General features: G+C 60.7%; 19 protein-coding genes. 14 read left to right on the top strand and 5 right to left on the bottom strand.

All coding sequences use genetic code 11. The annotated features are described in order from the left end of the window. Nucleotides 1-110: 110 nt before the first annotated feature. Nucleotides 111-2,276 carry a putative bifunctional diguanylate cyclase/phosphodiesterase gene (locus ACFOTD_RS07430; RefSeq protein WP_378117266.1) on the top strand — a complete coding sequence of 722 codons (2,166 nt, stop codon included), beginning with the start codon at nucleotides 111-113 and terminating at the stop codon, nucleotides 2,274-2,276. A gap of 499 nt (nucleotides 2,277-2,775) precedes the next feature. Here the strand turns inward: ACFOTD_RS07430 and ACFOTD_RS07425 are convergent, their stop codons facing one another. Beyond that, nucleotides 2,776-3,402 carry a TetR/AcrR family transcriptional regulator gene (locus tag ACFOTD_RS07425; protein WP_378117264.1) on the bottom strand — a complete coding sequence of 209 codons (627 nt, stop codon included), beginning with the start codon at nucleotides 3,400-3,402 and terminating at the stop codon, nucleotides 2,776-2,778. Nucleotides 3,403-3,523: 121 nt separating this feature from the next. Between ACFOTD_RS07425 and ACFOTD_RS07420 the strand changes: the two genes are divergently transcribed. The 5 genes from ACFOTD_RS07420 (at nucleotide 3,524) to hmpA (ending at nucleotide 9,454) form a co-directional block, all read left to right on the top strand. Then, on the top strand, nucleotides 3,524-4,093 hold the full coding sequence (locus ACFOTD_RS07420) for a cysteine hydrolase family protein (RefSeq protein WP_378117263.1): 570 nt from the start codon (nucleotides 3,524-3,526) through the stop codon (nucleotides 4,091-4,093). Between the two features lie 52 nt (nucleotides 4,094-4,145). Continuing rightward, the gene (locus ACFOTD_RS07415; RefSeq protein WP_378117261.1) at nucleotides 4,146-5,369 is read left to right on the top strand and encodes a multidrug efflux MFS transporter; all 1,224 of its coding nucleotides are present in this window, start codon (nucleotides 4,146-4,148) and stop codon (nucleotides 5,367-5,369) included. 401 nt (nucleotides 5,370-5,770) lie between these two features. After that, the gene (locus ACFOTD_RS07410) at nucleotides 5,771-6,799 is read left to right on the top strand and encodes an ROK family transcriptional regulator (RefSeq protein ID WP_378117259.1); all 1,029 of its coding nucleotides are present in this window, start codon (nucleotides 5,771-5,773) and stop codon (nucleotides 6,797-6,799) included. Between the two features lie 78 nt (nucleotides 6,800-6,877). Beyond that, a complete protein-coding gene (locus ACFOTD_RS07405) occupies nucleotides 6,878-8,080 on the top strand; it encodes an MFS transporter (RefSeq protein WP_378117257.1) in 1,203 nt (400 codons plus the stop codon). Between the two features lie 123 nt (nucleotides 8,081-8,203). Next, entirely contained in the window at nucleotides 8,204-9,454 is a 1,251-nt protein-coding gene (gene hmpA, locus ACFOTD_RS07400) for an NO-inducible flavohemoprotein (RefSeq protein WP_378117255.1), read from the top strand. 23 nt (nucleotides 9,455-9,477) lie between these two features. On the opposite strand, the gene ACFOTD_RS07395 is transcribed toward hmpA, so the two are convergent. Together ACFOTD_RS07395 and ACFOTD_RS07390 are read right to left on the bottom strand one after the other, a co-directional pair. Beyond that, nucleotides 9,478-9,984 carry a Crp/Fnr family transcriptional regulator gene (locus ACFOTD_RS07395; protein WP_378117253.1) on the bottom strand — a complete coding sequence of 169 codons (507 nt, stop codon included), beginning with the start codon at nucleotides 9,982-9,984 and terminating at the stop codon, nucleotides 9,478-9,480. Between the two features lie 73 nt (nucleotides 9,985-10,057). Further along, entirely contained in the window at nucleotides 10,058-10,522 is a 465-nt protein-coding gene (locus ACFOTD_RS07390) for a hypothetical protein (protein WP_378117251.1), read from the bottom strand. A 195-nt stretch (nucleotides 10,523-10,717) separates the two neighbouring features. On the opposite strand from ACFOTD_RS07390, the gene ACFOTD_RS07385 reads away from it, so the two are divergent. From ACFOTD_RS07385 to ACFOTD_RS07350, 8 genes are all read left to right on the top strand, one after another. Then, nucleotides 10,718-11,209 carry a pyridoxamine 5'-phosphate oxidase family protein gene (locus tag ACFOTD_RS07385; RefSeq protein WP_378117249.1) on the top strand — a complete coding sequence of 164 codons (492 nt, stop codon included), beginning with the start codon at nucleotides 10,718-10,720 and terminating at the stop codon, nucleotides 11,207-11,209. Between the two features lie 203 nt (nucleotides 11,210-11,412). Further along, nucleotides 11,413-12,180: a DeoR/GlpR family DNA-binding transcription regulator gene (locus ACFOTD_RS07380; protein ID WP_378117247.1), complete on the top strand. Its 768-nt coding sequence runs from the start codon at nucleotides 11,413-11,415 to the stop codon at nucleotides 12,178-12,180. Nucleotides 12,181-12,383: 203 nt separating this feature from the next. Next, nucleotides 12,384-13,241, top strand: coding sequence for a DMT family transporter (locus ACFOTD_RS07375; RefSeq protein ID WP_378117245.1), 858 nt, complete (start codon nucleotides 12,384-12,386; stop codon nucleotides 13,239-13,241). A gap of 20 nt (nucleotides 13,242-13,261) precedes the next feature. After that, the gene (locus tag ACFOTD_RS07370; RefSeq protein ID WP_378117243.1) at nucleotides 13,262-14,083 is read left to right on the top strand and encodes an alkaline phosphatase family protein; all 822 of its coding nucleotides are present in this window, start codon (nucleotides 13,262-13,264) and stop codon (nucleotides 14,081-14,083) included. Nucleotides 14,084-14,170: 87 nt separating this feature from the next. Next, entirely contained in the window at nucleotides 14,171-15,109 is a 939-nt protein-coding gene (locus tag ACFOTD_RS07365; RefSeq protein WP_378117241.1) for a metallophosphoesterase family protein, read from the top strand. Between the two features lie 37 nt (nucleotides 15,110-15,146). Further along, entirely contained in the window at nucleotides 15,147-16,388 is a 1,242-nt protein-coding gene (locus ACFOTD_RS07360; protein WP_378117570.1) for an MFS transporter, read from the top strand. Further along, nucleotides 16,363-17,871 carry a CehA/McbA family metallohydrolase gene (locus ACFOTD_RS07355; protein ID WP_378117239.1) on the top strand — a complete coding sequence of 503 codons (1,509 nt, stop codon included), beginning with the start codon at nucleotides 16,363-16,365 and terminating at the stop codon, nucleotides 17,869-17,871. The genes ACFOTD_RS07360 and ACFOTD_RS07355 overlap by 26 nt, the downstream gene beginning before the upstream one ends. 116 nt (nucleotides 17,872-17,987) lie before the next feature. Continuing rightward, on the top strand, nucleotides 17,988-19,649 hold the full coding sequence (locus ACFOTD_RS07350; RefSeq protein WP_378117237.1) for a DUF4091 domain-containing protein: 1,662 nt from the start codon (nucleotides 17,988-17,990) through the stop codon (nucleotides 19,647-19,649). A gap of 972 nt (nucleotides 19,650-20,621) precedes the next feature. Here ACFOTD_RS07350 and ACFOTD_RS07345 read toward each other — a convergent pair. Together ACFOTD_RS07345 and ACFOTD_RS07340 are read right to left on the bottom strand one after the other, a co-directional pair. After that, complete coding sequence (locus ACFOTD_RS07345) at nucleotides 20,622-22,247, bottom strand: response regulator (protein WP_378117235.1); 1,626 nt, start codon at nucleotides 22,245-22,247, stop codon at nucleotides 20,622-20,624. 30 nt (nucleotides 22,248-22,277) lie between these two features. Continuing rightward, the gene (locus tag ACFOTD_RS07340; RefSeq protein WP_378117233.1) at nucleotides 22,278-24,026 is read right to left on the bottom strand and encodes a sensor histidine kinase; all 1,749 of its coding nucleotides are present in this window, start codon (nucleotides 24,024-24,026) and stop codon (nucleotides 22,278-22,280) included. Nucleotides 24,027-24,029 lie beyond the last annotated feature (3 nt).

Genomic DNA, 24,029 nt, shown 5'->3' with positions numbered 1-24,029 from the left:
CATCGTGAGGGATTACTATGTTAAGTTCTGGACGCTTGCCTTTATTTTTGCTGGGCGGATTCGCTGCTGCCATCGGATGCTGGTATTTAATTTACTGGGATGACGAATGGATGCGCGTCTTGGGCTCCAACATTTTGCAGATTACGGCAGGCGTCATCGGCGCTTGTTGGACGCTGGGGACCGGCTTGCGATCGGTCGGCAAGCGCCGGAGCTTCTGGCTGCTGCTCGGCGTCGGCTTGATGTTCAACACGCTGTCCAATTTTCAGCTTCTCTACAAGCAGCTGGCCTCTACGGCTACCGACTATTCCGTCTTTTCCTACATTTGCTGGCTGATCGCTTATTGGTTTTTCCTCGCTGCCTTGTTCGGCAAGTTCAGGCTTGTCCACGGCCATTCGGCCAGGGGCGGATATATATTCAATATCGTCGTATTTACGGTTACGGCAACCTGCGCCAGCATCCACTTCGTTATCAATCCGATCATCTCCATCGCCGACGAATCTCCGTTTGTCACAGTGCTCTCCGTCGTCTATCCCTTAGCGTCGTTGAGCATCTTTCTGATCACCCTCATTCTCTACTACTCCCTGCTTCAGCAGGGAGCGCTGAACAGCTCGATGCTGTATGTCGTCTGGGGCATGCTGTGTCAGGTGGTGGGCGATATCGGCTACGCATATCTTGCTGAGCAGCAGGAGCAGCATTCCGGCCAATTCGTGGACGTGCTCTGGGTGCTGGCATTGCTCCTGATCGGCCTGGGCGGCCGCTATGCGGGAGGGGGGCAGGACGACCCGACGCAGGAGAGCGAGCCCGAAGCGCAGATTAAGGAATCTGTCTTCCCGTATGCAAGCATCGCCGTGCTTGTCATTCTCTTCGTCCTCAGCAGCCACTGGGACTTCAACGCGCTCAGCTTCGGCCTGCTGCTTCTTTTCCTGCTGATCGTAGGGCGTCAGCTCCGCATGATGCGCGTCCTGAACAAGCTGATGGGCGAATACCGCTATCTGGCTTACCACGATCCGCTCACGGGACTGAGGAACCGCATCGGCTTCAAACAGGACCTGGAGCGGATCATCGGAAAAACCGAGGAGCGGGCGGGCCTGCTGCTGATCGATCTCGACAGGTTCAAGGTAATCAACGATACGCTCGGGCATCAAGCGGGGGACCGCATCCTGGTTCAGACGGCCGAGCGGCTCAGACGCTCCGTCGGCGCCCGTTCGCCGCTATACAGGCTTGGCGGCGACGAATTCGTCGTCATTCTGACCGATGCCGCGAATTCCTGGTGCGCTGCCGCCGCCGACCGGATTCTGGGGCAATTTCGCGAGCCGTTTCGTTTCGAGGATATCGAAATTATCGTAACGCCCAGCATCGGCATCAGCATTTATCCGGATAACGGTTGTACGAGCGACGACCTGCTGAAATATGCCGACGCGGCCATGTATCTGGCGAAGGAGAGCGGCAAAAACAGCTTCCGCTTCTACGATACGGAGCTGCACGCGATCATGGCCCGCAAGATGAAGCTGGAAAACGAGCTGAGATGGGCGATCGAGCGCCGGCAGTTCAGGCTGCATTACCAGCCGAAGGTCAACCTGCGGACCAAGCGCATCATCGGCATGGAGGCGCTGCTTCGCTGGGAGCATCCGGAGCTCGGCGTCGTTTCCCCTGCGGAGTTCATCCCCATCGCCGAAGAGACCGGCCAGATCGTCGTCATCGGAGACTGGGTGCTGGAGCAGGCATGCGCGCAGAACAAAGCCTGGCAGAACAAAGGATACCCGGCGCTCAGCGTGTCGGTTAACGTATCGGTCCGTCAGTTCCAGCATCGCGAGTACCTGATGTCGGTCCGCAGCATTCTCAGACGCACGGGCTTGTCCGCCGCGTATCTCGAGCTCGAGATCACGGAGAGCATTATGCAAAACGTGAAGGAGAGCACGGACGTGCTGCATGCGCTCAGAAAAATGGGGATCAGCACCTCGATCGACGATTTCGGCACGGGATATTCGTCGCTGTTCATTATCCCGAAGCTGCCGATCGATACGATCAAGATCGACAAGTCCTTCATCGACGATATCGACGACCGCGTTCAGCTGTCCATGCTCAAGACGATCATCGACCTGGGGCTCAGCCTTAACCTGGGCGTCGTCGCGGAAGGCATCGAGTCCGAGCATCAACGGCAGGTACTGATGGAGCATGGCTGCCCGGTGGGACAGGGGTATCTTTATTCCAGGCCGGTGAGCCCGGAGGCGTTCGAGGAGATGCTGGCTGTCTCAGAGGTACCGGAGTCAAAATAGCGGACATACGCAAGAGCGCTCTCCGACCGTCGGAGGAGCGCTTTTTTTTGGAAGATTCGCATGTATAAATTGGGCGGCAATTCACGGACAATGAAGCGCACGATGCCCGTACCGGCGTTTTTGGAGTACGGTCGTTTAAAAAGCCTGCAATTGCACATGCATTTTCTGCCGACGAGCTATACTTGATGAAATGCCTGCAAATATGCAGGAAAATGCAAGGCGCAAGTCCGAAACTCGGCTGATGAAGGAAATTAACTGCTTTTTTGCATTTATCGTGTGTGAAGAGGTCGATATCGGCATAAAAAGATGTATATTTGCAGGCATTGCGGTGAAAGATCGAAGCGAGCGACGACCGTGGGTCCATTGGAAAGGATATCGGACGAAGCATCGACAGGTATTCCCCGCAAATCAAGCTTCGGCTATCCGCCAACCTTAAAAAGAGACCGTCAGGGCGACTTTCGACTATCCCTGGCGTTTCTTCTTGTACGCTCGCGCCCAGTCAACCCTCTTCCGGGAAAAAAGTCAGGCACAACTGCTCGACGATCTCCTCCGAAGTTAGCCCGCGGACGTCGCGCTGCGCGGAGTAGGATTCGCTGCTGAGCGCCACAAGCAGCATGTCCGCCCTGAAAACGGCGGTCGCTTGCGCGGCGGCGTTGCTCTGCGCGGAACCGCGCATCTCCTCGAACTGCGCGACCAGAATCTCATGCAGCTGCCCATATAACGGGCTTAGCGCTCTCGGCCTGGCGCGGTTTGCGGGCGGCGACTCCTCGATGCCTGCCAGCAGCTGGTTTTTTTTCTCGCGGAAACCGACGAACAGGCTCACGATGCCGCGCAGCCGCAAGCTCGGCGAACCGGCGCGATGCGTCTCTAGATAAGCTTCGATATCGTCGAAAAGCAGGACAATGTTGTCCTTCATCAGGTCGAGGCACAGCTCGCTTTTGTTGCGGTACCGGCGATAGAGCGTGCCCGGGCCGATCTGGGCTTCGGTCGCGATCTGATTCATGCTGACCTGGCCGGCGCCGTGCCGGTCGAACAGCCGGAGCGCCGCATCCAGAATGCGCTGGCGGTTCTCGGCGGCATCGCGCCTCTCCGGGCGCGGAACGGCATCCTGTTCTTTATCAACCATGTGGGACTCCCCCTTCACCTGCATGCAAATCCGGGCTCGCTTGACAGCGGAGAGGTCTCCGCTTAATATCAAGTGGAGAGGTCTCCGGTTAATATTATCATGGTGCGGGAGAGTGTTCAATATGGATCTAAAATCCGGCAAGACGGCGCTGCTCGTCATGGATATGCAACAGTCGATCGTCGCGAGATACGCGATGGATGAGGAGCGGTGGCTGCCGTTCCAGACGGCCGTTCGCGCGGCGCGCGAGCACGGCGTTCAGGTCATTTACATCCGGCTCGCCTTCCGCGAAGGGTATCCCGAGGTTCATCCGGGCAACAAAATGTTCGCTGGGATCGCGCAATACGGCGGCGCGACGGTTGCGGACGCGGGCACGCAGATTCTAGATGAGGTTCGGCCCGAGCCTGGCGAGCCGGTAGTCACCAAGATTCGAGTCAGCGCGTTCGCTGGTAGCGGACTCGACGTCCTGCTCCGCGCACGCGGGATCGACTCGCTGGTCCTGTGCGGCGTCTCGACGAGCGGCGTCGTGCTGTCGACGCTGCGGGAAGCGGCAGACAGGGATTTTACCCTGACCGTACTGTCGGATGCCTGCCTCGATGCCGATCCCGAGGTGCATCGCGTGCTCACCGAGAAGGTGTTTCCGCGCCAGGCGGAAGTGCTGACCGTGGGTGAATGGGCAAGCAGGCTGCTCTAACGAAGCTCGGTGCCGGCATCCGGTCTCGCAGTGGAAAGAAGGCTAAGTAGTTATGCCGATATGGAAAAGAAACTTGTTCGTATGCTGGTTCGGGATGTTCGTCACGGGCATCGGCATGAGTCAGCTTGCACCGGTGCTGCCGCTATTTATCCAGCATCTCGGCGTCCAAGACAAAGCATACGTTTCTCAACTGTCCGGACTTGCATTCGGGATAACGTTTATCGTCTCGGCGATCTTCTCGCCGATATGGGGGCATGCGGCGGACCGGTTCGGCCGCAAGCCGATGCTGCTGCGCGCGAGCCTCGGCATGGCGATCGTCATCGGTTGCATGGGGTTCGCGCATAACGTATACGTGCTGATCGGGCTCCGGCTGCTGCAAGGTATTATTACGGGCTACGGAACGGCCTGCACGACGATGATTGCCACGCAGACGGACAAAGAAAATGCGGGCTATGCGCTTGCAACGCTCTCTACGGCGAGTATCGCGGGATCGCTGCTCGGTCCGACGATCGGCGGATTCATCGGAGAGAACTTCGGGATGCGCGACGTGTTTTTTTTCACGGGCGCGCTGCTGTTCGTCGCTTTTGTCGCGACCGCGTTGTTCGTGCGGGAATCGTTCGAGCGCGAGGACAAGGGGGTGCTGAGGTTCAAGGAAATCTGGCGCCTCGTTCCCGAGAAAAGTCTCACGCTCGTTCTGTTCGCCACCTTTTTCGTGCTAACGATCGCCCTGTACTCAGTGGAGCCGATTCTCACCGTGTATATCACGCATCTATCCAGCGGCGCCGGCCATGTCGCGCTGATCGCGGGCATTACGTTCTCGGCGTCGGGACTCGCCAACATTTTCGCAGCTCCGCGTCTAGGCAGGTTGTCCGACCGGATCGGCGCGCACAAGGTCATGCTGGCATCGATCGCCATCGCAGGCTTGCTGTTCATTCCTCAAGCGTTCGTGACCGCGCCGTGGCAGCTCATGATCCTGCGTTTTTTGCTGGGACTGACGTCCGCTGGGCTCACGCCTTCGGTCAATATATTGCTCAAAAAGATCACGCCTCAGCAGATCACCGGCCGGGTATTCGGCTTCTCCATGGCGGCGGGTTACCTCGGCGTATTTGCCGGCTCCGTGCTGGGCGGCCAGGTCGCGGCGTGGTTCGGGCTCCGGTACGTGTTCAGCTTGACCGGCGCGCTGCTGCTGGCGAACGCCGTATGGGTGTACGCGAAGGTGTATCGCAAACTGGCGGTTCGTCCAAGCGAAGCGGCAGTCGTCGTTGCGGCGAAATAAGGCCGCGGCGAATCGCTGCCGCGCAACGTAATTTTGCCCTATGCATGCCACGGCGTCGAAATAAGAATGTGGCGCATCGCTACTATGCCGGATAGACGGGAATGGTCGGAAATAACGATGTTCCGCATCGTTATTTGGTCCAAATCGCGCCACGGCGCTGAAATAAGAATGTGACACATCGCTATTATGCCGGATAGACGGGAGCGGGCGGAAATAACGATGTCCCGCATCGTTATTTCGTTCCAATCCGCGCGTCAGCGCCGGAATCAGCGTATCGAGACAAGAGGGGAACCTACAGCCCCTCTTTTTTTGCTGTTCAAAGCGCGCCGCATCTGTTAAACTTGCGAAAACTACTTATTAAAGTGTTTTAATAAGTCTTCGCAGCGAAAGGCGGTGTCCCCGTGAAGGAACGAATCGCGACGCCCAAGGACCGCAGCAGATTAATCTACAGCGGCATACGCGCCGCGCTGCTGACGCACGGCAGCATGACCAAGGTAGAGCTCAGCCATATGCTGGGCATCAGCTTCCCGACGATCAGCAAGTTTCTGTCCGACATGGAAAAGGAAGGGGAGCTGGTTGCGGCGGGACTCGACGAGTCGAGCGGCGGACGCCGGGCGCAGCGGTATGCGTACAATCCGGAGCATATGCTGGGACTCGCCCTTTTTTTGGAGAAGAACGAGACGCATTACTCGATCTTCAATTGTCTGGGCGAAGTCAAGGAACAGGGAACGACGTCCAGCCTGCTCGAAGGCGATGCAGAGACCTTGGCGGCGTACATGGAGCAGATCCTTGCCCGGCAGCCTCGCATCCGTGCCGTGGCCGTCGGGGTCCCCGGATCGGTCAACAACGGACGAATCATATTTATTCCGTGCTACGAGGCTTTCCATGATTTCGATCTGAAAGGATTCCTGGAGGCGCGCTTCCACATTCCGGTCGTCGTTGAAAACGACATGAACGCGGCCGTCCTGGGCTTCAACGAAAAGAAGGGCGATCACGTCAATCCGTCGATCGTCTACCTGTATCTCGGCCAGAACGGACCGGGCGCCGGCATTCTCGTGAACGGGGACATCGTGCGCGGGAGCACCTTTTTCGCCGGAGAGGTGTCCTTCCTGCCGCAATACGATGACCGGAACTTCACGCAGGCGCTGGATCGCGCCCATGCGTCCCCGGCGGGACGGATGAATGAAAGGGAGCTGGATGCCGTCAGCCGGATGGTCGCCTCCTGCACGGCGATTCTGAACCCGCATACGATCGTATTTTGCCGGGACGAGGTGAGCGAGACGGTGCTGGACCGGATTGCGACGCGCAGTGCCGCTTACGTGCCGCCGGCGCATCTGCCCCGCCTGACCGCGAGCGACTGGCGGCAGGATTATCTGGACGGCCTGCGCAGCCTCGGGCTCCATCGGATGATCTCCGGCGCGAGCGTATGATTGCGACTTAAAGACTTCCAGCATACAGACTTCCAAATTACAGATTTCTGCATACGGATTTAAAGGAGCAAGCAAGCGATGGCAACCTTCTTTTTATTGATTATTTATCTGGCGTTTATCAGCTTGGGCTTGCCCGATTCGCTGCTAGGTGCGTCGTGGCCGGTCATGCACGCGGACATGAACGCGCCGCTCGGGACCGCAGGCGTCCTCTATATGAACGTCGCCGCGGGCACCATCGTATCCAGCCTGGCGAGCGGAGCCGTCTTGAGGCGTTTCGGCACGGGAAAAGTCGCGGCGATCAGCTGCGTCATGACCGCGGGAGCCCTGTTTGGCTTTTCCCAGTCGCCCTCGCTGATCTGGCTCGTTCTCTTCGCCATTCCGCTCGGACTCGGCGGCGGCTCCGTCGATGCCGGGCTCAACAACTACGTGGCCGAGCATTACGAAGCCCGGCACATGAGCTGGCTGCACTGCTTCTGGGGCGTCGGCGCCACGCTGGGACCGATGATTATGGCGAGTTTTATCGGGGGAACGGGCTCGGGCTCCTGGAGAGACGGCTATCTCACCGTGGCGGGGATCCAGTTCGTCCTTGTCGTCATTTTGTTCGCGTCGCTGCCTCTATGGGACCGCGTCGCGCGGAGCCGCGCGAGCGCGTCCGCCCGGCATGCGCCGGACGAGTCAGCCCTGCCGGGCGGCGACGCCGAGACCGGACCGATCAAGCCCCTGCAGGTCAAAGGCGTCAAGCTGGCGCTCGTCTCTTTCTTGTTCTACTGCGGCGTCGAATCGACCGCCGGCCTGTGGGGCAGCAGTTATCTCGTCAGCGTCAAAGGGTTGTCCGCCGCGACCGCCGCGCAATGGGTGTCGATGTTCTATATGGGCATCACGATCGGCCGGCTGATCACCGGATTCGTCACCTTCAAGCTGGCCAACCGCGCGCTCATCCGCTACGGGCAGGCGACGGCGCTGGCCGGCGCCCTGCTGCTGGTCCTCCCGCTGCCGTCGGGCTTTTCCTTCGCCGGCTTGATGATTATCGGCTTGGGCCTCGCCCCGATCTATCCGTGCATGCTGCACGAGACGCCGGTGAGGTTCGGCAAGCGGCACGCCCCGTCCATCATGGGCTACCAGATGGCCGTGGCGTATACGGGCAGCACGCTCATGCCGCCGCTGCTCGGGTTTCTCGCCTCGCATTCGACGATCGGCATATTCCCGTATTATCTCGCACTCTCGGCCGCCGCGATGTTCTTGTTTTCGGAACGATTGAACGCTTACCTGAGAAAGGCCTGACAGGCCCCGGGCCTCTTCTTCACACATCCTTGCGAATTGGTGTGATCGAGATCACACTGACGCGGCTCCCCGCTTTTATATACTTGGTTCATCCCAAGTCCATGAGAGCGAGGAGAACCGATCATGCTGAGTTCCCGTACGATAGAGATCATCAAGTCCACGGTGCCCGTGCTCGAGCAGCACGGCACGACGATCACCAAGCATTTTTACAAGACGATGTTCGCTGCGCATCCGGAGCTGCTCAACCTGTTTAATCATGCCAACCAGAGCCAAGGCAGGCAGCAGACGGCGCTCGCCAACGTCGTCTACGCCGCAGCCCTGCATATCGACAAGCTGGAATCGATCCTGCCGGTCGTCAAGCAGATCGCGCACAAGCACCGCAGCCTCGGCGTGACGGCCGATCAGTATCCGATCGTCGGCAAGTATCTGCTGGGCGCGATCAAGGACGTGCTCGGCGATGCGGCGACGGACGATATTCTGCAGGCGTGGGCGGAAGCTTACGGCATCATCGCGAACGTCTTCATTCAAGTCGAGGAAGGCATGTACGAGCAAGCTGAAAAGCAGGACGGCGGCTGGGCGGGCTTCAGAGCGTTCCGCGTCGCGCGCAAGGCGGCGGAGAGCGACGTCGTCACGTCGTTCTATCTGGTGCCGGCGGACGGCGGGGCGGTCGCATCCTTCGAGGCGGGGCAGTATATCAGCGTGCAGCTGGACATTCCGGGCGAGGCGAACAAGCATATTCGCCAATACAGCCTGTCGGATGCGCCGGGCAAGCCGTATTACCGGATCTCGGTAAAACGGGAGGACGCGCTCCCCGGCAAGCCTTCCGGCAAAGTGTCTTCCTACCTGCACGAGCAGGTTGGAGAAGGAGATGTATTGCATTTGTCCGCGCCGGCAGGCGAGTTCGTGCTGGATCGGGCGGATACCCGGCCGCTCGTGCTCATCAGCGGCGGCGTAGGGCTGACGCCGATGGTAAGCATGCTGAAGGCCGCGGCGGAAGCGCAGCCCGGACGAGAGATCGCGTTCATCCACGCGGCGCGAAGCGGTGACGCGCATGCGCTGCGTCAGGAAGCGGAGGAAGTCGCGGCTAGCAGTCCGCGCGTGTCCGCGCACTGGTGCTACAGCCGTCCGTCGGCATCGGACCGGGAGACGGGAGCTTTTCACAAGGAAGGCTACGTCGATCTGTCCTGGCTGCAGCGGGTCGTTCCGACGACGGAGGCGAGCTTCTACTTTTGCGGACCGACCCCTTTCATGAAGACGGTGTATGCCGCGCTGCGGACGTGGGGAATCGCCGAGGAGCGGGTCCGCTTCGAGTTTTTCGGACCGTCCGGCAGCTTGCAGGAGACGGAAACGAAGACGGAGGCGACTCAAGCCTGAGGCAAGGCAGTCTCCACGCGGATTTACGGCAGCGGCTGCTGTTTGCGCAGCAGCCGGTTGACCGTCTCGCGGCGCAGCCCGACGAACTGGCCGATCTCTTCTTGCGTCAGCACGTCGGTGAGCGGCGCCGGCCCGATATAAGTCTCGAACCAGGCGGCGAGCTTGTTAAGCTTTTCGGCGGGAGAGGTCTCGGTCAGATGGTCGAACCGCTGCTGCAGCAGACTTAACCGATCCTGCAGCAGCAGCGCCACGTTCCGGTATCGCGTCGGGTCCTGTGCCAGCTCCTGATACCACTCGGCGGCCGGCAGCACGTCGATCTCGCTGGTGGAGAGCGCGACGGCCGTGCCGAAGTATGGCTTGGGGCTGATGAGCGAGTGGTGGGGGATCGTTTCTCCGGGCACGATGACGTTGACCAAATACTGCGAGCCGTCCGGATGAAGGCGAACGATCTTGAGCAGTCCGCTATTCAGATGATACAGGGGCCCCGATTCTCCTTGCCGAAACAAAATCTCGCCTTTATGCAAAATCAAGCATGCCGCCTCCGTTCAAGGGGGATATAAAAAAGCGAATGCGCCGCAGTAAGGGCGATTCGCTTTTTTGGTGTTAGCCGGACTCCGCCTGGCTGGCGCGCCGGGTCTGCACAGGGATGATACGCTCCACATGATGGGCAATCCACAGCGTGAGCACCAGCCCGATCAGGGAGACGCAGACGGACGCCGGAATGACCCAGATGTAGTCCGTATGCACGAAAAACGGGATCAGCGACACGGCGAGAATCGGCGGCGCATTCCATTTAAACCGGTTGATGAGGTAAATGACGACGAGCAAGTCGATCAACAAGGACAGCGCGCCGGGATACACGTAAGATAACGTCGTGCCGATCAAGACGGCAACAATGGCGCCGAAGGAGACTTTGCCCAGTTTGCCCGGAGAAAACGGATGCGCGATAAAAAGCAGGCTAAAAGCGCCGAGCGTCGGGAAAAATAAAGCGTGCATGGCTGGCATGTGCGACGAGAGCCAGTAAACGCCGGCGATATATAAGCAAATTGCGACAGCCTTGAGATTCAAAACGGTTCAACCTCTTCCTTTGTTCTTACCTGATCTACTTCCATGGACTTACCGAAGAATTATTTTACGCCTCAACCTTTCCGTGCGTCAATGCTTTACAGAAGATGGTTGACCAATTGGTTGAAGGGGCGGCGATTCGGTTTAAATATACGGAGAGCGCAAAAAAAAGCCCAATCCAAACGATGAGGTGAGGACATGCCAAATATTCATACGGCCAGCCAGGAAGCGATCGACAAGGTGAGAGACCTGATCAAGGGGATCGATACCGCCATGCTCACGACGGTGACGCCCGAAGGTCTGGTGTCGCGCCCGCTCAAGACGCAAGAAGTGGAATTCGACGGAGATCTCTGGTTCCTGACGTCCAAGGATACCGACAAATACGAGGAACTGCTGGAGGATCCGCGCGTAAACGTCGCTTACGTAGGCAAATCGTACGTGTCCGTGCGCGGCGAAGCCCAACTGGTGAGCGATCCGGCCAAGATCCGCGAGTTCTGGAACGTCGCCTACGAGAAGCTGCTCGATACGACGTACGACGATCCGAATCTGGTGTTGATCAAGGTCAGGGCCGAGACGGCCGAATATTGGGAAACGGGCAGCAAGATGAAGATGGTCACGCATCTGTTCCAACGGCTGACCGGTCACGACAGACCGGACTCGGATCTGAACAAGACCGTGGATTTGCACTGAGCGGACGAACCGGGGCTGTCTTGCCCGCAGTCGCATAATGTCGCGATAAAAAGAGCTAAAAGAGCTGTCCCGTCATTTATGACTGCGGGACGGCTCTTTCTATAGAAACAGGTGCAGGGATTCGTGTAGAATGGGGGGGATTGCTTCAATTCCGCAGATCGGCATACGATCATGCAGAAGTGAAGCCGAAAGGAGAGGATCGGTTGTTCGCGCAACAGAGACACCAAGCCATCGTCGACAAGCTGGCTCGCGACCGGTCGGTCCGCGCTTCCGAATTGATGGACCTGTTCGGCGTGTCCTTCGAGACGGTCAGGCGCGATCTGGAATATCTCGAGAACGAGGGCTGCCTGCAACGCGTTCATGGGGGCGCGATCGCGCGGGAATTGGATTACAGCTCGGAGATTCCGTTGCCGATCCGGGAATCGATCTACCAGGAGGAGAAGACGGAGCTTGCTCTGATCGCGGCTCGCTTCGTGTCGGAGGGCATGTCGATCGCCCTTGACGCGAGCACGACGAATCTGACCCTGGCGAAGGTGCTTAAGGCCAAGTTCAAGCGGCTGACGGTGCTGACCAATTCGCTGCCGATCGTTCAGGAGCTCATCGCCGTCCCGGACTACACGCTCGTCTTAATCGGCGGCGTCATCCGCCAGCAGGAGCAGAGCGTCGTCGGCGATCTCGCCGAAGAGTTCGCGTCGCGGTTCCACGCGGATTTGTTCTTCATGAGCTTGAGCGGCGTGACGCTGGCCGAGGGGATAACGGACAACGGCATGGGCGAGGTGCAGGTGAAAAAAATTATGTTTGCCAATGCCAAGCGAACGATCGCGCTGGGAGACAGCAGCAAGTTCGGCCAGCTCTCCTTGATCAAGGTGTGCGCCTGCTCGGAGGTCGAGCGATTCGTGACCGATTCGAGAGTCGACCGGGAGCTGGCGGAGCAGTTCAGGCAGAGCGGGCTGGAATTGATATACGAGTAAGATTCGCATAGGAGACGCTATCCGGGCAACGCGGATAGCGTCTTTTTTTGCGCTTCGTTGGGCCGGCCCTGCCGGCTGTTTCCCTAGCCTGGTATGTTTATTGTTGTGGGTTTGTGTGTGGTATGTGGTTTTATTATTTGAATGTGTGCGTTTGTGTGTTATCATGTGTGGAAAAGAAAGCGAGGAGGAGGTGACGTTCAACGATGACGATCGCTTTTATATTTGTAATGTGCTCCGGACTCGCCCATGCCCTGTGGAATCTGTTCGCCAAGCAAAGCGAGGATAAAGCGGTTTTCCTGTGGGCGATCTACGCGCCGGCCACTGTTCTCCTGTTGCCGTCGCTGATCGCGGAACTGGCGCAAGCGCGCTATGCCGCAAGCGAGTGGCTGCTGCTTGGAGCTTCTCTGGGCATGCAGGCGCTATATGCAGTGCTGCTGTCTCTGACTTACAAGGCGGGGGACCTGTCGCAGGTCTATCCGCTCATGAGAGGGATGCCTACGCTGCTCGTCCCGCTCGCGGGCGCGCTGTTGCTCGGCGAGCGCATGCCGCCCTGGGGATGGATCGGTATCGGATGCATGCTCGTCGGATTCCTGGTCATGATCGGACGCTCCCCGGGTGGCGACACGGGCAGGGAATTCCGGAAGCCGATCGCGCTGGCGGTGTGCGTAGGCCTATGCATCGCCTCATACACGCTGATCGACAAGATCAACCTGCAGCATATCTCTCCGCTGGCATTGCTGGAAGTGACCAATATCGGCTTCTTGCTGGGTCTGACGCCCGCCGCCTGCAGGCGCGGCCGCCTTCGCCGCACCCTCAGGAACCGATGGCGAACGCTGTGGTTGGGGGCAGTGCTCTCTCCTGGATCCTATCTGCTCTTCCTGCTGGCTGCGGGCAGGGCGGATGTGTCGGCCATCTCCCCGGTACGCGAGGTCGGCATCGTGTTCGGCACGCTGTTCGGCCTGTTCATTCTAAAGGAGCGGCAAGGCGTTCGCCGCGTCACGGCTTCTGCGGCAGTGGCCGCCGGGATCATCCTGGTCGCATCGTCCGCGCACGGATCGTAAAAGACGGGGGAGGAATAACGATGGAGAAAATCAACCGAGTCTTTATTATCGGATGGGACGGCGCAGGGACTTTCGTACAGGGAGCGAAGACGCCGAACCTGAATCGCTATGTATCCAAGGGCACGTTCACGTTCGGGGCGCAGACCGAGTCGCCGTCGATCAGCGCGGAGTGCTGGGGATCGCTCATGCATGGCGTGTCTCCTGCCAAGCACGGCTTGACCAACGAGAAGGCGGATAAGGAAACGTATCCGGCCGACTCGCCGTATCCATCGATTTTCCGGGTCGCGCGGGAGGCTTGGCCCGAGGCGAAGCTGGCGGCGTTCAGCGCTTGGCGGCCGATCAACGCGGGCATCGTCGAGGATGCGATCGGCGTGCACAAAGTCTCGATGAACGACGCCGAGCTGGTGCAAGCCGCAGCGGGTTACATTCGGGACAATCCCGACCTGAAGCTGCTCTATATCGAGCTCGATCTGCCGGATGCGGCAGGGCACCAGCATGGTTACAATACGCCCGGTCAGATCGCGGCGATCGAGGAGACCGATGCGAACACGGGCATTATCCTGCGCGCGATCGAGGAAGCGGGTCTGTCTGGCGACAGCCTGCTCATCTTCGTCACCGACCACGGCGGCGGCGGCGCGGACAAGTACGGCCACGGCAGCGATCACCCGATGGACAAGACGATCTACTGGGGCTGCTTCGGTCCCGGAATAGCCGCGGGCGCCGAGCTTCGGACGGCCGTCTCGATCAAGGACACGGCGGCCGTCGTCGTTCACGCGCTCGGGCTCGCAGCGCCTGAGGCTTGGGAAGCGAAGCTGCCGCAGGGATTGTTCTCGCCGCGATGACGGTGCACAGAACTTGGCCGGATGCGCGATGGGTCGTGAGCGCCGGTACGGACGGAGACCAAGAAGTTATGCCAGGGGGAAGCCGAAGTGACAAGCCGACTGCGTTATAGAGAAGACGGAACGTTTAAGATCGTGCAATTTACCGATTTGCACTGGCAGAACGGGGAGGCTGACGACAAGCGGACGGAAGCGCTTATGCGTCTCGTGCTGCAAGCGGAAGCGCCGGATCTCATCGTCTTCACGGGAGATCTCGTATACAGCGAGCATTGTGAAGATCCTAGGCGGGCCCTGCGCGAGGCGGTTCTGGCCGCAGAAGAGAGCGGCATCCCGTGGACGGCCGTGCTCGGCAATCACGATGCCGAGGCGAACGTGACGCGGGCGCAGATGCTGGATGCGCTCCTGGCGCGCGAAAATGGCCTGGCGAGCCATACGCCGGGCATCAGCGGGTTCGGCAATTATGTCTTGACGGTAGCGGCCCCGGACGGGACCGACGCCGCAGCGCTCTATTTCCTGGACAGCGGCGATTACGCCCCGCTCCCCCAAGTCGAGGGCTACGGCTGGATCCGCAAGGATCAGATCGATTGGTACGCGGCCGAATCCCGCAAGCTCGCCGCGCTGAATGGCGGGAACCCGCTGCCGGCGCTCGCCTTCTTCCATATCCCGCTCCCGGAATACGCAGCCGTGTGGGAACGCAGCGTCTGCTACGGGAGCAAGCATGAGGACGTATGCAGTCCGCAGCTCAACTCGGGTTTTTTCGCGGCGATGACGGAGATGGGGGACGTCATGGGCACGTTCGTAGGCCACGATCACATCAACGACTATTGGGGGGAGCTGCACGGCATTCGCCTCGCCTATGGCCGCGCCACCGGTTATCATACGTACGGCAAGGAAGGATTCCCCCGCGGGGCGCGGGTCATCCGGCTGACCCGGGGAGAACGCGGCTTCGAGTCGTGGCTCCGCCTGGACGACGGCAGCGTGGACATGCAGCAGGCCGAGCACCGTCCCGAATGTCAGGAAGCGCGATGATGCCGCCGCCGTACCGGGACCGTGCCGCGTGAACTTCATGGGCAAGAACGACGGGGAGCGGACGATCGCCGCGGTCGGGCTCGTGACCGCCGCCGCCTTATTGGGAGATTCGATGGTCTACATGGTGCTGCCCGTCTATTGGAGAGAGGCGGGGCTCGATTCGTTGTGGCAAGTCGGCGCGCTGCTGGCCGTGAACCGCCTCGTCCGGCTGCCGCTCAACCCCTTGATCGGCTGGCTGTACAGGCATATGTCGCTGAAAATGGGACTGTACGTCGCCGTGCTGCTCGGCGCCGCGACGACGATCGGCTACGGCGTCGGCCGCGGATTCGCCGTTTGGCTCGCGCTTCGAGCCGTCTGGGGCATCGCCTGGTCGCTGCTGCGGATCGGCGGCTATCTGACGGTCATCGAGACCTCCGACGCTTCGAACCGCGGCCGGTTGATGGGGCGATACAACGGTGTCTGGCGGCTCGGCAGCCTGGCCGGAGTCCTGGTCGGCGGTCTGCTCGTCCCGCAGATCGGCCTGCGGCCTGTCGGGATCGCGTTCGGCGCGCTGGCGCTGGTCGGACTCCCGCTCGTGGCCGCCGCGGTCCGGACGAAGGCGTCCGGGGATGCGCGGGCCGGCCTTCGCCATTCGGCGAGCCATCCGGAGGGGCCGCTGTGGACGATTCCGGTGACGAAGATCGTGCTCTGCGGACTCGTCGTCGCGTTGGCGCAGGCCGTCTTCGGAGCGACGCTGACGTATGTCATCGATAAGAACTACGCGACGGCCGCTTCGTTCGCCGGGCTCGCGGCCGGGAGCACGGCGATCGGCGGTGCGCTCACCGCCTTGCGCTGCGCATGGGAGCCGTTCTTGGCCAGCTGGATCGGGCGCCGTACGGACGGCCCGGGGGGCAGGCTGCCTTGGCTCCTGCTGTCGCTTCTGGGGGCAGCGGCCGCCTATGCGTTCATCCCTTGGGAGATGCCGCTCGTTTGTTGGGTCGCGGCCGTCCTCCTCGCGATGGCGACCGCCACGACGCTCGGCACGATCATGGACGCCATGGCGGCGGATGCCGTCCGGACCGGGTCCGCCGCCAAGGTGATGACGGCGTACTCGGTGTCGACCGACCTGGGGGCGGCGATCGGTCCCGTCGTCGTCTTCGGTGCAGTCGGCGCGCAGTATGGGCTGGAGGCAACTTATATCCTGTGCGCGATGCTGTTCATTGCGGTCGGCATGGCGTACGGAAAACCATTCATGGTACGAAGGAGAGCGGCAGATGAAATCGAATCGGATCGTTTGTGACCCGGCTCCGGAACGGACCTCGTTCCGAGTCGAAGAGCGCGCGGAGTGGCTCCAGTTTTCGTTTGAGTTCGACCGCCACGAAAGCTGGATTTTTATGAACGTCTGGGATTCGGAGGGCCGGATCCGGTTCTCTTATCTGGACGTCAACCGTGTCGGAGCGGTGACCATTCACCGGAACCCTCTGCGCACGAGCGAGCTGGCCATCCCCGGCGACATTCCGTCCGGAGAGTGGCATATCGAGTTCGTGCGGGGCAAGCCCAAGACGCTCTCCCTGACATGGAGGACGGGCAGCGGAGCGTTGCCTGAGGCGGCCGAAGGCCCGACTGAAGAAGAATGGGACGTTTGGTCCGACGGACATACCGAACATTCGGCTGGCGGCAGCGATGGCGGCGCCTACGTGCTGAACCGCTACGATTGGACCGAGAGCCGAGAAGGAGGGCGCCGCTGGTACAGGGGAGACTTTCACACGCACACGGCGTTGTCGGACGGCGAGATGACGGCCGGACAGCTGACTGGGCAGGCAGCTGTCCGCGGCCTCGATTTCTTCGCGATTACCGACCATAATATTATGCCTTACCGATGGCCGAAGAGCGGCGTGCGCGTCATCCCGGGCATCGAGATCACCTCGTTCGGCCGGGGCGACTGGAACGCGATCGGTCTGGACCGCTGGCCGGACTGGCGGCATGCGTCGCTGGACGGCGGAATCGGCACGCAGGAGGGCATGGACAGACTCATGGCCGAAGCCGGGAGGCGGGGGGCACTACGTTCGCTAAACCATCCGCTGACCGTTCCATGGGCGTGGATGTTCGCGGATACGCCGCTCTCCGAGCTGGATGCGCTGGAGATCGTCAATACGCCGACGGACGGCGCCAACACCGAGAAGATGCTCGTCGTCTGGAGCGCGGCCTGGAATGAAGGCGTTAGGCTCACAGGATTGGGCGGGTCGGACGTGCACGGCGCGCCGAAGGAAGGCGATGCGGATGCTCCGCATGGGGAGAGGATCGGCCTGCCGGCCACCTACGTCGAAGCGGAGACGCTGTCGGCATCGGCGATCGTGAACGCAGCCCGGGCCGGGCGGGCATACGTATCGCTCGGACCCGTGCTCGGAATCGAAGTCGCCGCGGGAAGGCGCCCGCTGCAGCTGGGCGGCGATACGACGGAGGCGGTGGACGAGTCGGAGGACGGGAAGGTTCGCGTCCGGCTGGCCGTAAGCGGCCTGGACGCGGGGGCGGTGAACGTCATCGAAAACGGCGGCCTTCGGTCGTCGCTCCCGATCGAAGCGCCGGATCAGACTTTCCAGATTGAGCTCGACTGGAGAGGCGAGGCCTACCGGTGGGCACGCCTTGAGATCCGCGATCCGGAAGGTGCGCTGCAAGCATTCACGAACCCTATATTCTACGGCAATCGCGACGCCGGCGTGCGGACATGGCGGGAACTGCTGGAGCGGGCAGGCTTCGAGATGCCGGTGAACGCACGGCATTAACCTGAAGAACGTATTGCATTAAACTGAAAAACGTATTGCTTTAAACTGTTGAATGTACGGCTGTATACTGTTGAATGCACGGCTCTAAACTGAAACGAAAGGCGGCTTAACGCCCTATGAGTCATAATTCGCTTCAAACCCGATGCTTAAGCTCGCTATCGAAAGTGTTCGCGGACGAGGAGCTCCGAGACGCCCGCGTCGGCCGGGGATCCGCGCTCCGGAAGGAACGATTCTCCTACCAGGTGGCTTACCGTTCGGACGCGCTGCTGAAGCCGTTGTCGACCAGCGTCATCTCCGATCTGGCGCCGCGCATCTCCGTCCGGGCCGTCGGACTCGTCCCTTCGGAGTTGCCATGCCATGCAGATCATGACGATGATGTGCTGCGGACGACGCCGGGGCTGTATCCCGACCCGCTATACCCTACTCGCGCCGGGAACGGCTTCGCTGCGCTGCCCGGTCAATGGCGCTCGCTCTGGGTGACGGTCGATATCGATGAGTCGGTCGATCCGGGCACGTACCCGATCGAGATTCGCTTCATGCAAGAAAATGGCGAAGTCGCGGGGAACGAGACGTTCGAGCTGGAGGTTGTCGCGGCATCGCTTCCGTCTCAACGACTCATCCATACCGAATGGTTCCACGTCGATTGCATCGCTTCCTACTACCGGGAGGACGTTTGGAGCGAGAGGCTATGGGAGCTGCTCGGCAAGTATATCCGGACCGCCGTCCGGAACGGCATCAATATGCTGCTGACGCCGTTATTCACGCCTCCGCTCGACACCGAGATCGGCGGCGAGCGAGCGACGGTGCAGCTGGTCGACGTCGAGCGGACCGGGGACGGCTACCGATTCGCCTTCGACAAGCTGCGGCGCTGGGTGGAGCTCTGTCTGTCGAGCGGCGTCGAGTACTTCGAATTTTCCCACCTCTTCACGCAGTGGGGGGCGAAGCACGCGCCCAAGATCATGGGCACGGAAAACGGAACCTACAAGCGGCTGTTCGGCTGGGAGACGGATGCGGGCGGGGCGGCGTACCGAGGCTTCCTGGACGCGTTCCTCCCGGAGCTGGTCGCCTTTATCGATCAGCACGGTCTGAAGGAGCGCAGCTACTTCCACATCTCCGACGAGCCGTCCATGGCGGCGCTGGAAGACTACCGGGCGGCGAGCGAGATGATTCGCGGCCATCTGGCGGGCTTCCCGGTCATCGACGCGCTGTCCGACTACGACTTTTACGCGACGGGCGCGGTCGACATCCCGATTCCGGCGAGCGATCACGTGAAGCCGTTCATCGAGCAGGGCGTGGAGCCGCTGTGGACGTATTACTGCGTTTCGCAGAACAAGAAGGTGGCGAACCGATTTTTCCACATGCCGTCCTACCGCAACCGCATACTCGGCATCCAGCTCTACAAATTCAATGCGGCCGGCTTCCTGCATTGGGGCTATAACTTCTGGAACTCGCAATTTTCCAAGTACCCGATCGACCCGTACAAGGTGACGGACGCGGGATGTGCCTTCCCGTCCGGCGACGCGTTCGTCGTCTATCCCGGCGAGGACGGACCGCTCGAATCGCTCCGGCTTGTCGTGCTGCACGAAGCCCTGCAGGATCTCAGGGCGCTGCGGCTGCTGGAGTCGAAGATCGGCAAGGAAGAGACGCTGCGGCTCGTCGAGGAAGGCTTGACGCAGGCAATCACGTTCGATGACTACCCGCGGGACGCGGACTGGCTGCTGTCGCTGCGGGAGCGGGTCAACGAGCGGATCAAGTCGAGCTTATCCGGACGCGCGTAGGCGACGGGATGCGGATACATACTCGCGCCAGCTTGCGAGTCCGTCGGGGCGATCGCCTCTCGTAGGGAAGGTGATGAAGTCAGGCGCGTGCCCAGCGGAGCAATCGCCTCTCGTAGAGAAGGCGATGTAGCCAAGCGCACGCCCAGCGTGGCCATCGCCTCTCATATAGAAGGCGATGAGGCCAAGCGCGTGCCTAGCGGAGCAATCGCCTCTCGTATAGAAGGCGATGAGGCCAAACGCGCGCCCAGCGTGGCAATCGCCTCTCGTATAGAAGGCGATGAGGCCAAACGCGCGCCCAGCGTGGCAATCGCCTCTCGTAGAGAAGGCGATGAAGCAAAGCGCGTGCCCAGCGTGGCCATCGCCTCTCATATAGAAGGCGATGAGGCCAAGCGCGTGCCCAGCGTGGCAATCGCCTCTCGTAGAGAAGGCGATGAGGCCAAACGCGTGCCCAGCGTGGCAATCGCCTCTCGTATAGAAGGCGATGAAGTCAGGCGCGTGCCCGGCGTGGCAATCGCCTCTCGTAGAGAAGGCGATGAGCCCAAACGCGTACCCAGCGTGGCAATCGCCTCTCGTAGAGAAGGCGATGAGGCCAAACGCGTGCCCAGCGTGACAATCGCCTCTCGTAGAGAAGGCGATGAAGCAAAGCGCGTGCCCAGCGTGGCCATCGCCTCTCGTAGAGAAGGCGATGAGGCCAAACGCGTGCCCAGCGGAGCAATCGCCTCTCGTATAGAAGGCGATGTAGCCAAGCGCACGCCCAGCGTGGCCATCGCCTCTAATATAGAAGGCGATGAGGCCAAACGCGTGCCCAGCGGGACAATCGCCTCTCGTATAGAAGGCGATGAAGCCAAACGCGTGCCCGGCGGAACGATCGCCTCTCGTAGTGAGACGACCCGGGTTGCGCGGCGAAAAAAAGGACCATGGAGCCATTCTCCACGGTCCTTTTTCTGCCTATCGGCCAACCATTCACGACGCTCATGTCCCGTTATCCGACGCAAACCCCGCTTGCTTGCGGAACTGCTGCGGGTTGGCGTGATACACCTTCCGGAACATCCGGGAAAAGTATGAGAAGTTGTTGTACCCGAGCGTCCGGGCGATCTCGGAGATCGGGAGCGCGGAGCGGGAGATGAGCTCCCTCGCCATCCGCATGCGTTCGCCGAGCAGGTAGTCGGTGATGCTGAGGCCCGTCTCCTTCTTGAAAAGTCGGGACAAGTACGCCGGGTTCAAGTGAACGTATTCGGCCAGCATCTCGCGGGTGACGTTCTCGCCCAGATGATCGGCAATGTAGGCGCGAAGACGCTGGACGACCGACTCGTTCTGGAACAGGCTGCGGTGAATGGCGCCGATCCACTCCGAGCCGTACTTTTCCATCTGCTCCAGCGTCCGCGGAGGCGAGGCGCCTTGCACGAGGCCGTCGCCGCCCTGCAGCAGCTGGCTGGCCGACAGCCCCTTCTTCTGCAGATGGTAATGAATCATCTGCTGGAATCCCTGGTAGAACGCCTGGAGGGCGTCCGCCCCGAACCGCCGATCCGCCCCCAGCTCCCGAAGGCTGCCGCGCAGCTCCCGGATCAGCTCGTCGGCCTTGCCGAGCTCGAGCAGCTGCGACCATACGGCGAAGTCGGGCAGCGGCGGCCGCAGGCCGGACGCCGGTTCATGCGGCAGCTCGGACAGCCGGTTGAGCTGGTTGGCTTCGCTCAGGTTGTTGAACTCCATGGCGAGGAGCGCCTTGTACATGGCGGCGAGCTCGTGCGGCGCCGTCGGCTCTCCGATGTAGCACGATAGCTGGCAGTTCAAGTACTGCCGGCAGGCCGCAATATATTCCTGGCAGGCGCCGCCGATCCGGCCCGAAGACAGCTGGGCTTCTTCGTCGGGCGAGAGGAAAAGGAGGGCGATCGTCACGCCCTGCTTCGTCTGGACGACCTCGCCCCGGGCGTCGGCAATCAGCATCTCCAGGGCCGATTGGCGAACGGCGTACTCCATGACTTCCTCGTCCCGCGTGGTTAGCTCCCGCATCCAATTTTCCACGCTGACCAGAATCGGCAGCAGCCGGTCGCCCTCGCGCAGCTGAACGCCGTATTCGGCAGCCGTCGCCGCCGCGGACGACGCGTCGATGACGACGCGCTGCGCCAGCAGGTCGTACCAGAAGCGCTCGCTCAGCAGCATTTTTTTGCGGTTCCACAGCTCGTAGTACGGCTTGTAGCTCTCGTTGCGAATCCGCTCGTTCCGGCGGCTCTCCACCGTCTCCATCGCGCGCCGGACGGTCGCCTCCAAGGCGGGGAATTCGACCGGCTTCATCATATAGTCGAAGCTGCTCAATTGAATGGCCCGCTGCATGAAGCGGAAGTCCCCGTGGGCCGTCAGGAAGATCGTCTCCGTATCCGGCGAATGCTCGTTCACCCATTCCAGCAGGTCGAGCCCGGTTCCCTTCGGCATCTCGATATCGCAGATCATGATATCGATCGTCTGCGCTTCGAAGCGGCTTATGGCTTGCTTCATATTATAGGCTTCGTAAACGGCCGCGACGCCGAGCGATTCCCAGTCGATCGCGTCCTTCATTCCCAGTACGGCATACATCTCATCGTCGACAATCAATACGTTCACGGTCAAATCCCCCCATTGATCGGTCGCTTCTTAGGCGTGCAAAAGGCTGGCGGAGGAATCGGACAGCTCGGCGGGAACCGTCAGCTCGATCAGCGCCCCGCCTTCCGCGGCGTTCCCGCACGACAGCTTCGCCTCGGGCCCGTACAGCAGCTGCAGGCGATGGTAGCAGTTCCAGATGCCGAGATGATTGCCGTCGGACCTGCGGAAGTAATCCCCGCTTCGCATGGCGTTCAGCACATCCTCCGGGAATCCGCAGCCGTTGTCGGCGATTCGGATGAGGCAGCGCCGGCCGCCTTCGGCGAGCGTCGCCTGAATCTCGATATGAAAGGGCTCCTCCATGAAGTCGAAGCCGTATTTGATCGCGTTTTCGATAAAGGGCTGCACGATCAGCGGCGGAAGCCGGACTTCGCGCGCTTCTTCCTCCAAGCCGATCCGGAACGTGATCCTGCCGGGGAAGCGAAGCTGCTGAATGCGCAAGTAGCTGTCCATATGATCGAGCTCCTCGGACAGCGTCACGAACGGCTGGTTCGTCTGCGTCGTGAACCGGAAGTACTTGACCAGATTGAGACACATCGATTGGATGATCTCGTAGTTTTTTAACTGCGCCAGGTTGTAGACGACGTTGATGCTGTTGAGCAGGAAGTGGGGGTTGATCTGGAGCTGCAGATGCTTCAGCTCGGCCTTGTGCGTCCGGATCTGTTCCTCGTAGACGTGAATCTTCAGATCCTGGATCTCATTGGCCATGCCGTTAAATGCGTCGTTCAAGGCGTTGAATTCCCTTGAGCCGGTATTGCCCAGCCGGATCTTCCAATCCCCGCGCGTCAGCGTACGCATGCCCTTGAGCAAGCCGTTCATCGGCTTGATGATGATATTGTTCAAGTAGAGCAGGTAGAGCAAGAGCAGGGCGACGGCAAAGAAAGGCAGCCAGGCGATGAACTTGCGGAACCAGGACAGGTTCTGCAGCATCCGCTCTTCGGGAATGAACGCGGCCAGCCCGACGTCCGTCGTAGCGACCGGGTTGCTGACCGCAATATAGGTTCCATGCGTTCCTCGAATCCGTTGGTAGTCCTGCCGGGAGTCGACGACGGGAACATCTTCGAGACGTTCGGCGTCGAACGTGCCCGAGATGAGCCGGCCCTGCCGGTCCGCGAAAGCGGCGAAGCCGCCCCCGCCGAGCTGGATCAGCTCGAGCGGCACCATCAGATGATCGAGACGCGCCCAGCCGCCCAAATATACGCCGTAGCCGGTATCCACGAGGCGGACCAGGCTGTCGACGTCGCCGCAGCGCAGCTCCTTCCATCCGGAGAAGCTCGGATCGCCGGGCTTCGCGGAAGCGAGCATCCCGTTCAGGCACGACTCTATCGCAGCCGTCTCCTCGTAAGAGCCGGTGTTGTAATTCGTTGCAATGAGGTCCCGGTATGCGGCATGGTAAGCGAATTGGATGTCCACGCCGCTGTTAAAGCGAATGTATTGCTGCAGGCTGTTCCGGATCCGCACCTTGGCCAGCGTATATTCGGTGGAGTCGTCGATCAACCCGTCCAGCGACAAAATGTCGGAGTTGTAGGAAGCCAGGTCGTATAAATATTTCGATTCGTTGCCCAGAACGGCCTGAATCTGGTTGGCGTAGAGGGTGATCATGTTCTTGTTGGCCTCGGCCGCCTGCCCGCGCAGCGCGTCGGAGGCCGTATGATTGCTGTATAGCAGCAGGCAGACGAGAGGCAGCGCGATCGCGGCGAAGCCGACGGTCAACATCGAGCGAAGCGATCGTTTCGGATTCATCTT

This window comes from Cohnella sp. GCM10012308 (genome assembly GCF_042649185.1).
Classification (GTDB): Bacteria; Bacillota; Bacilli; order Paenibacillales; family Paenibacillaceae; genus Cohnella.
Note: the sequence above shows the minus strand (reverse complement) of the source record. Positions and strands in the feature narration are given on the sequence as shown.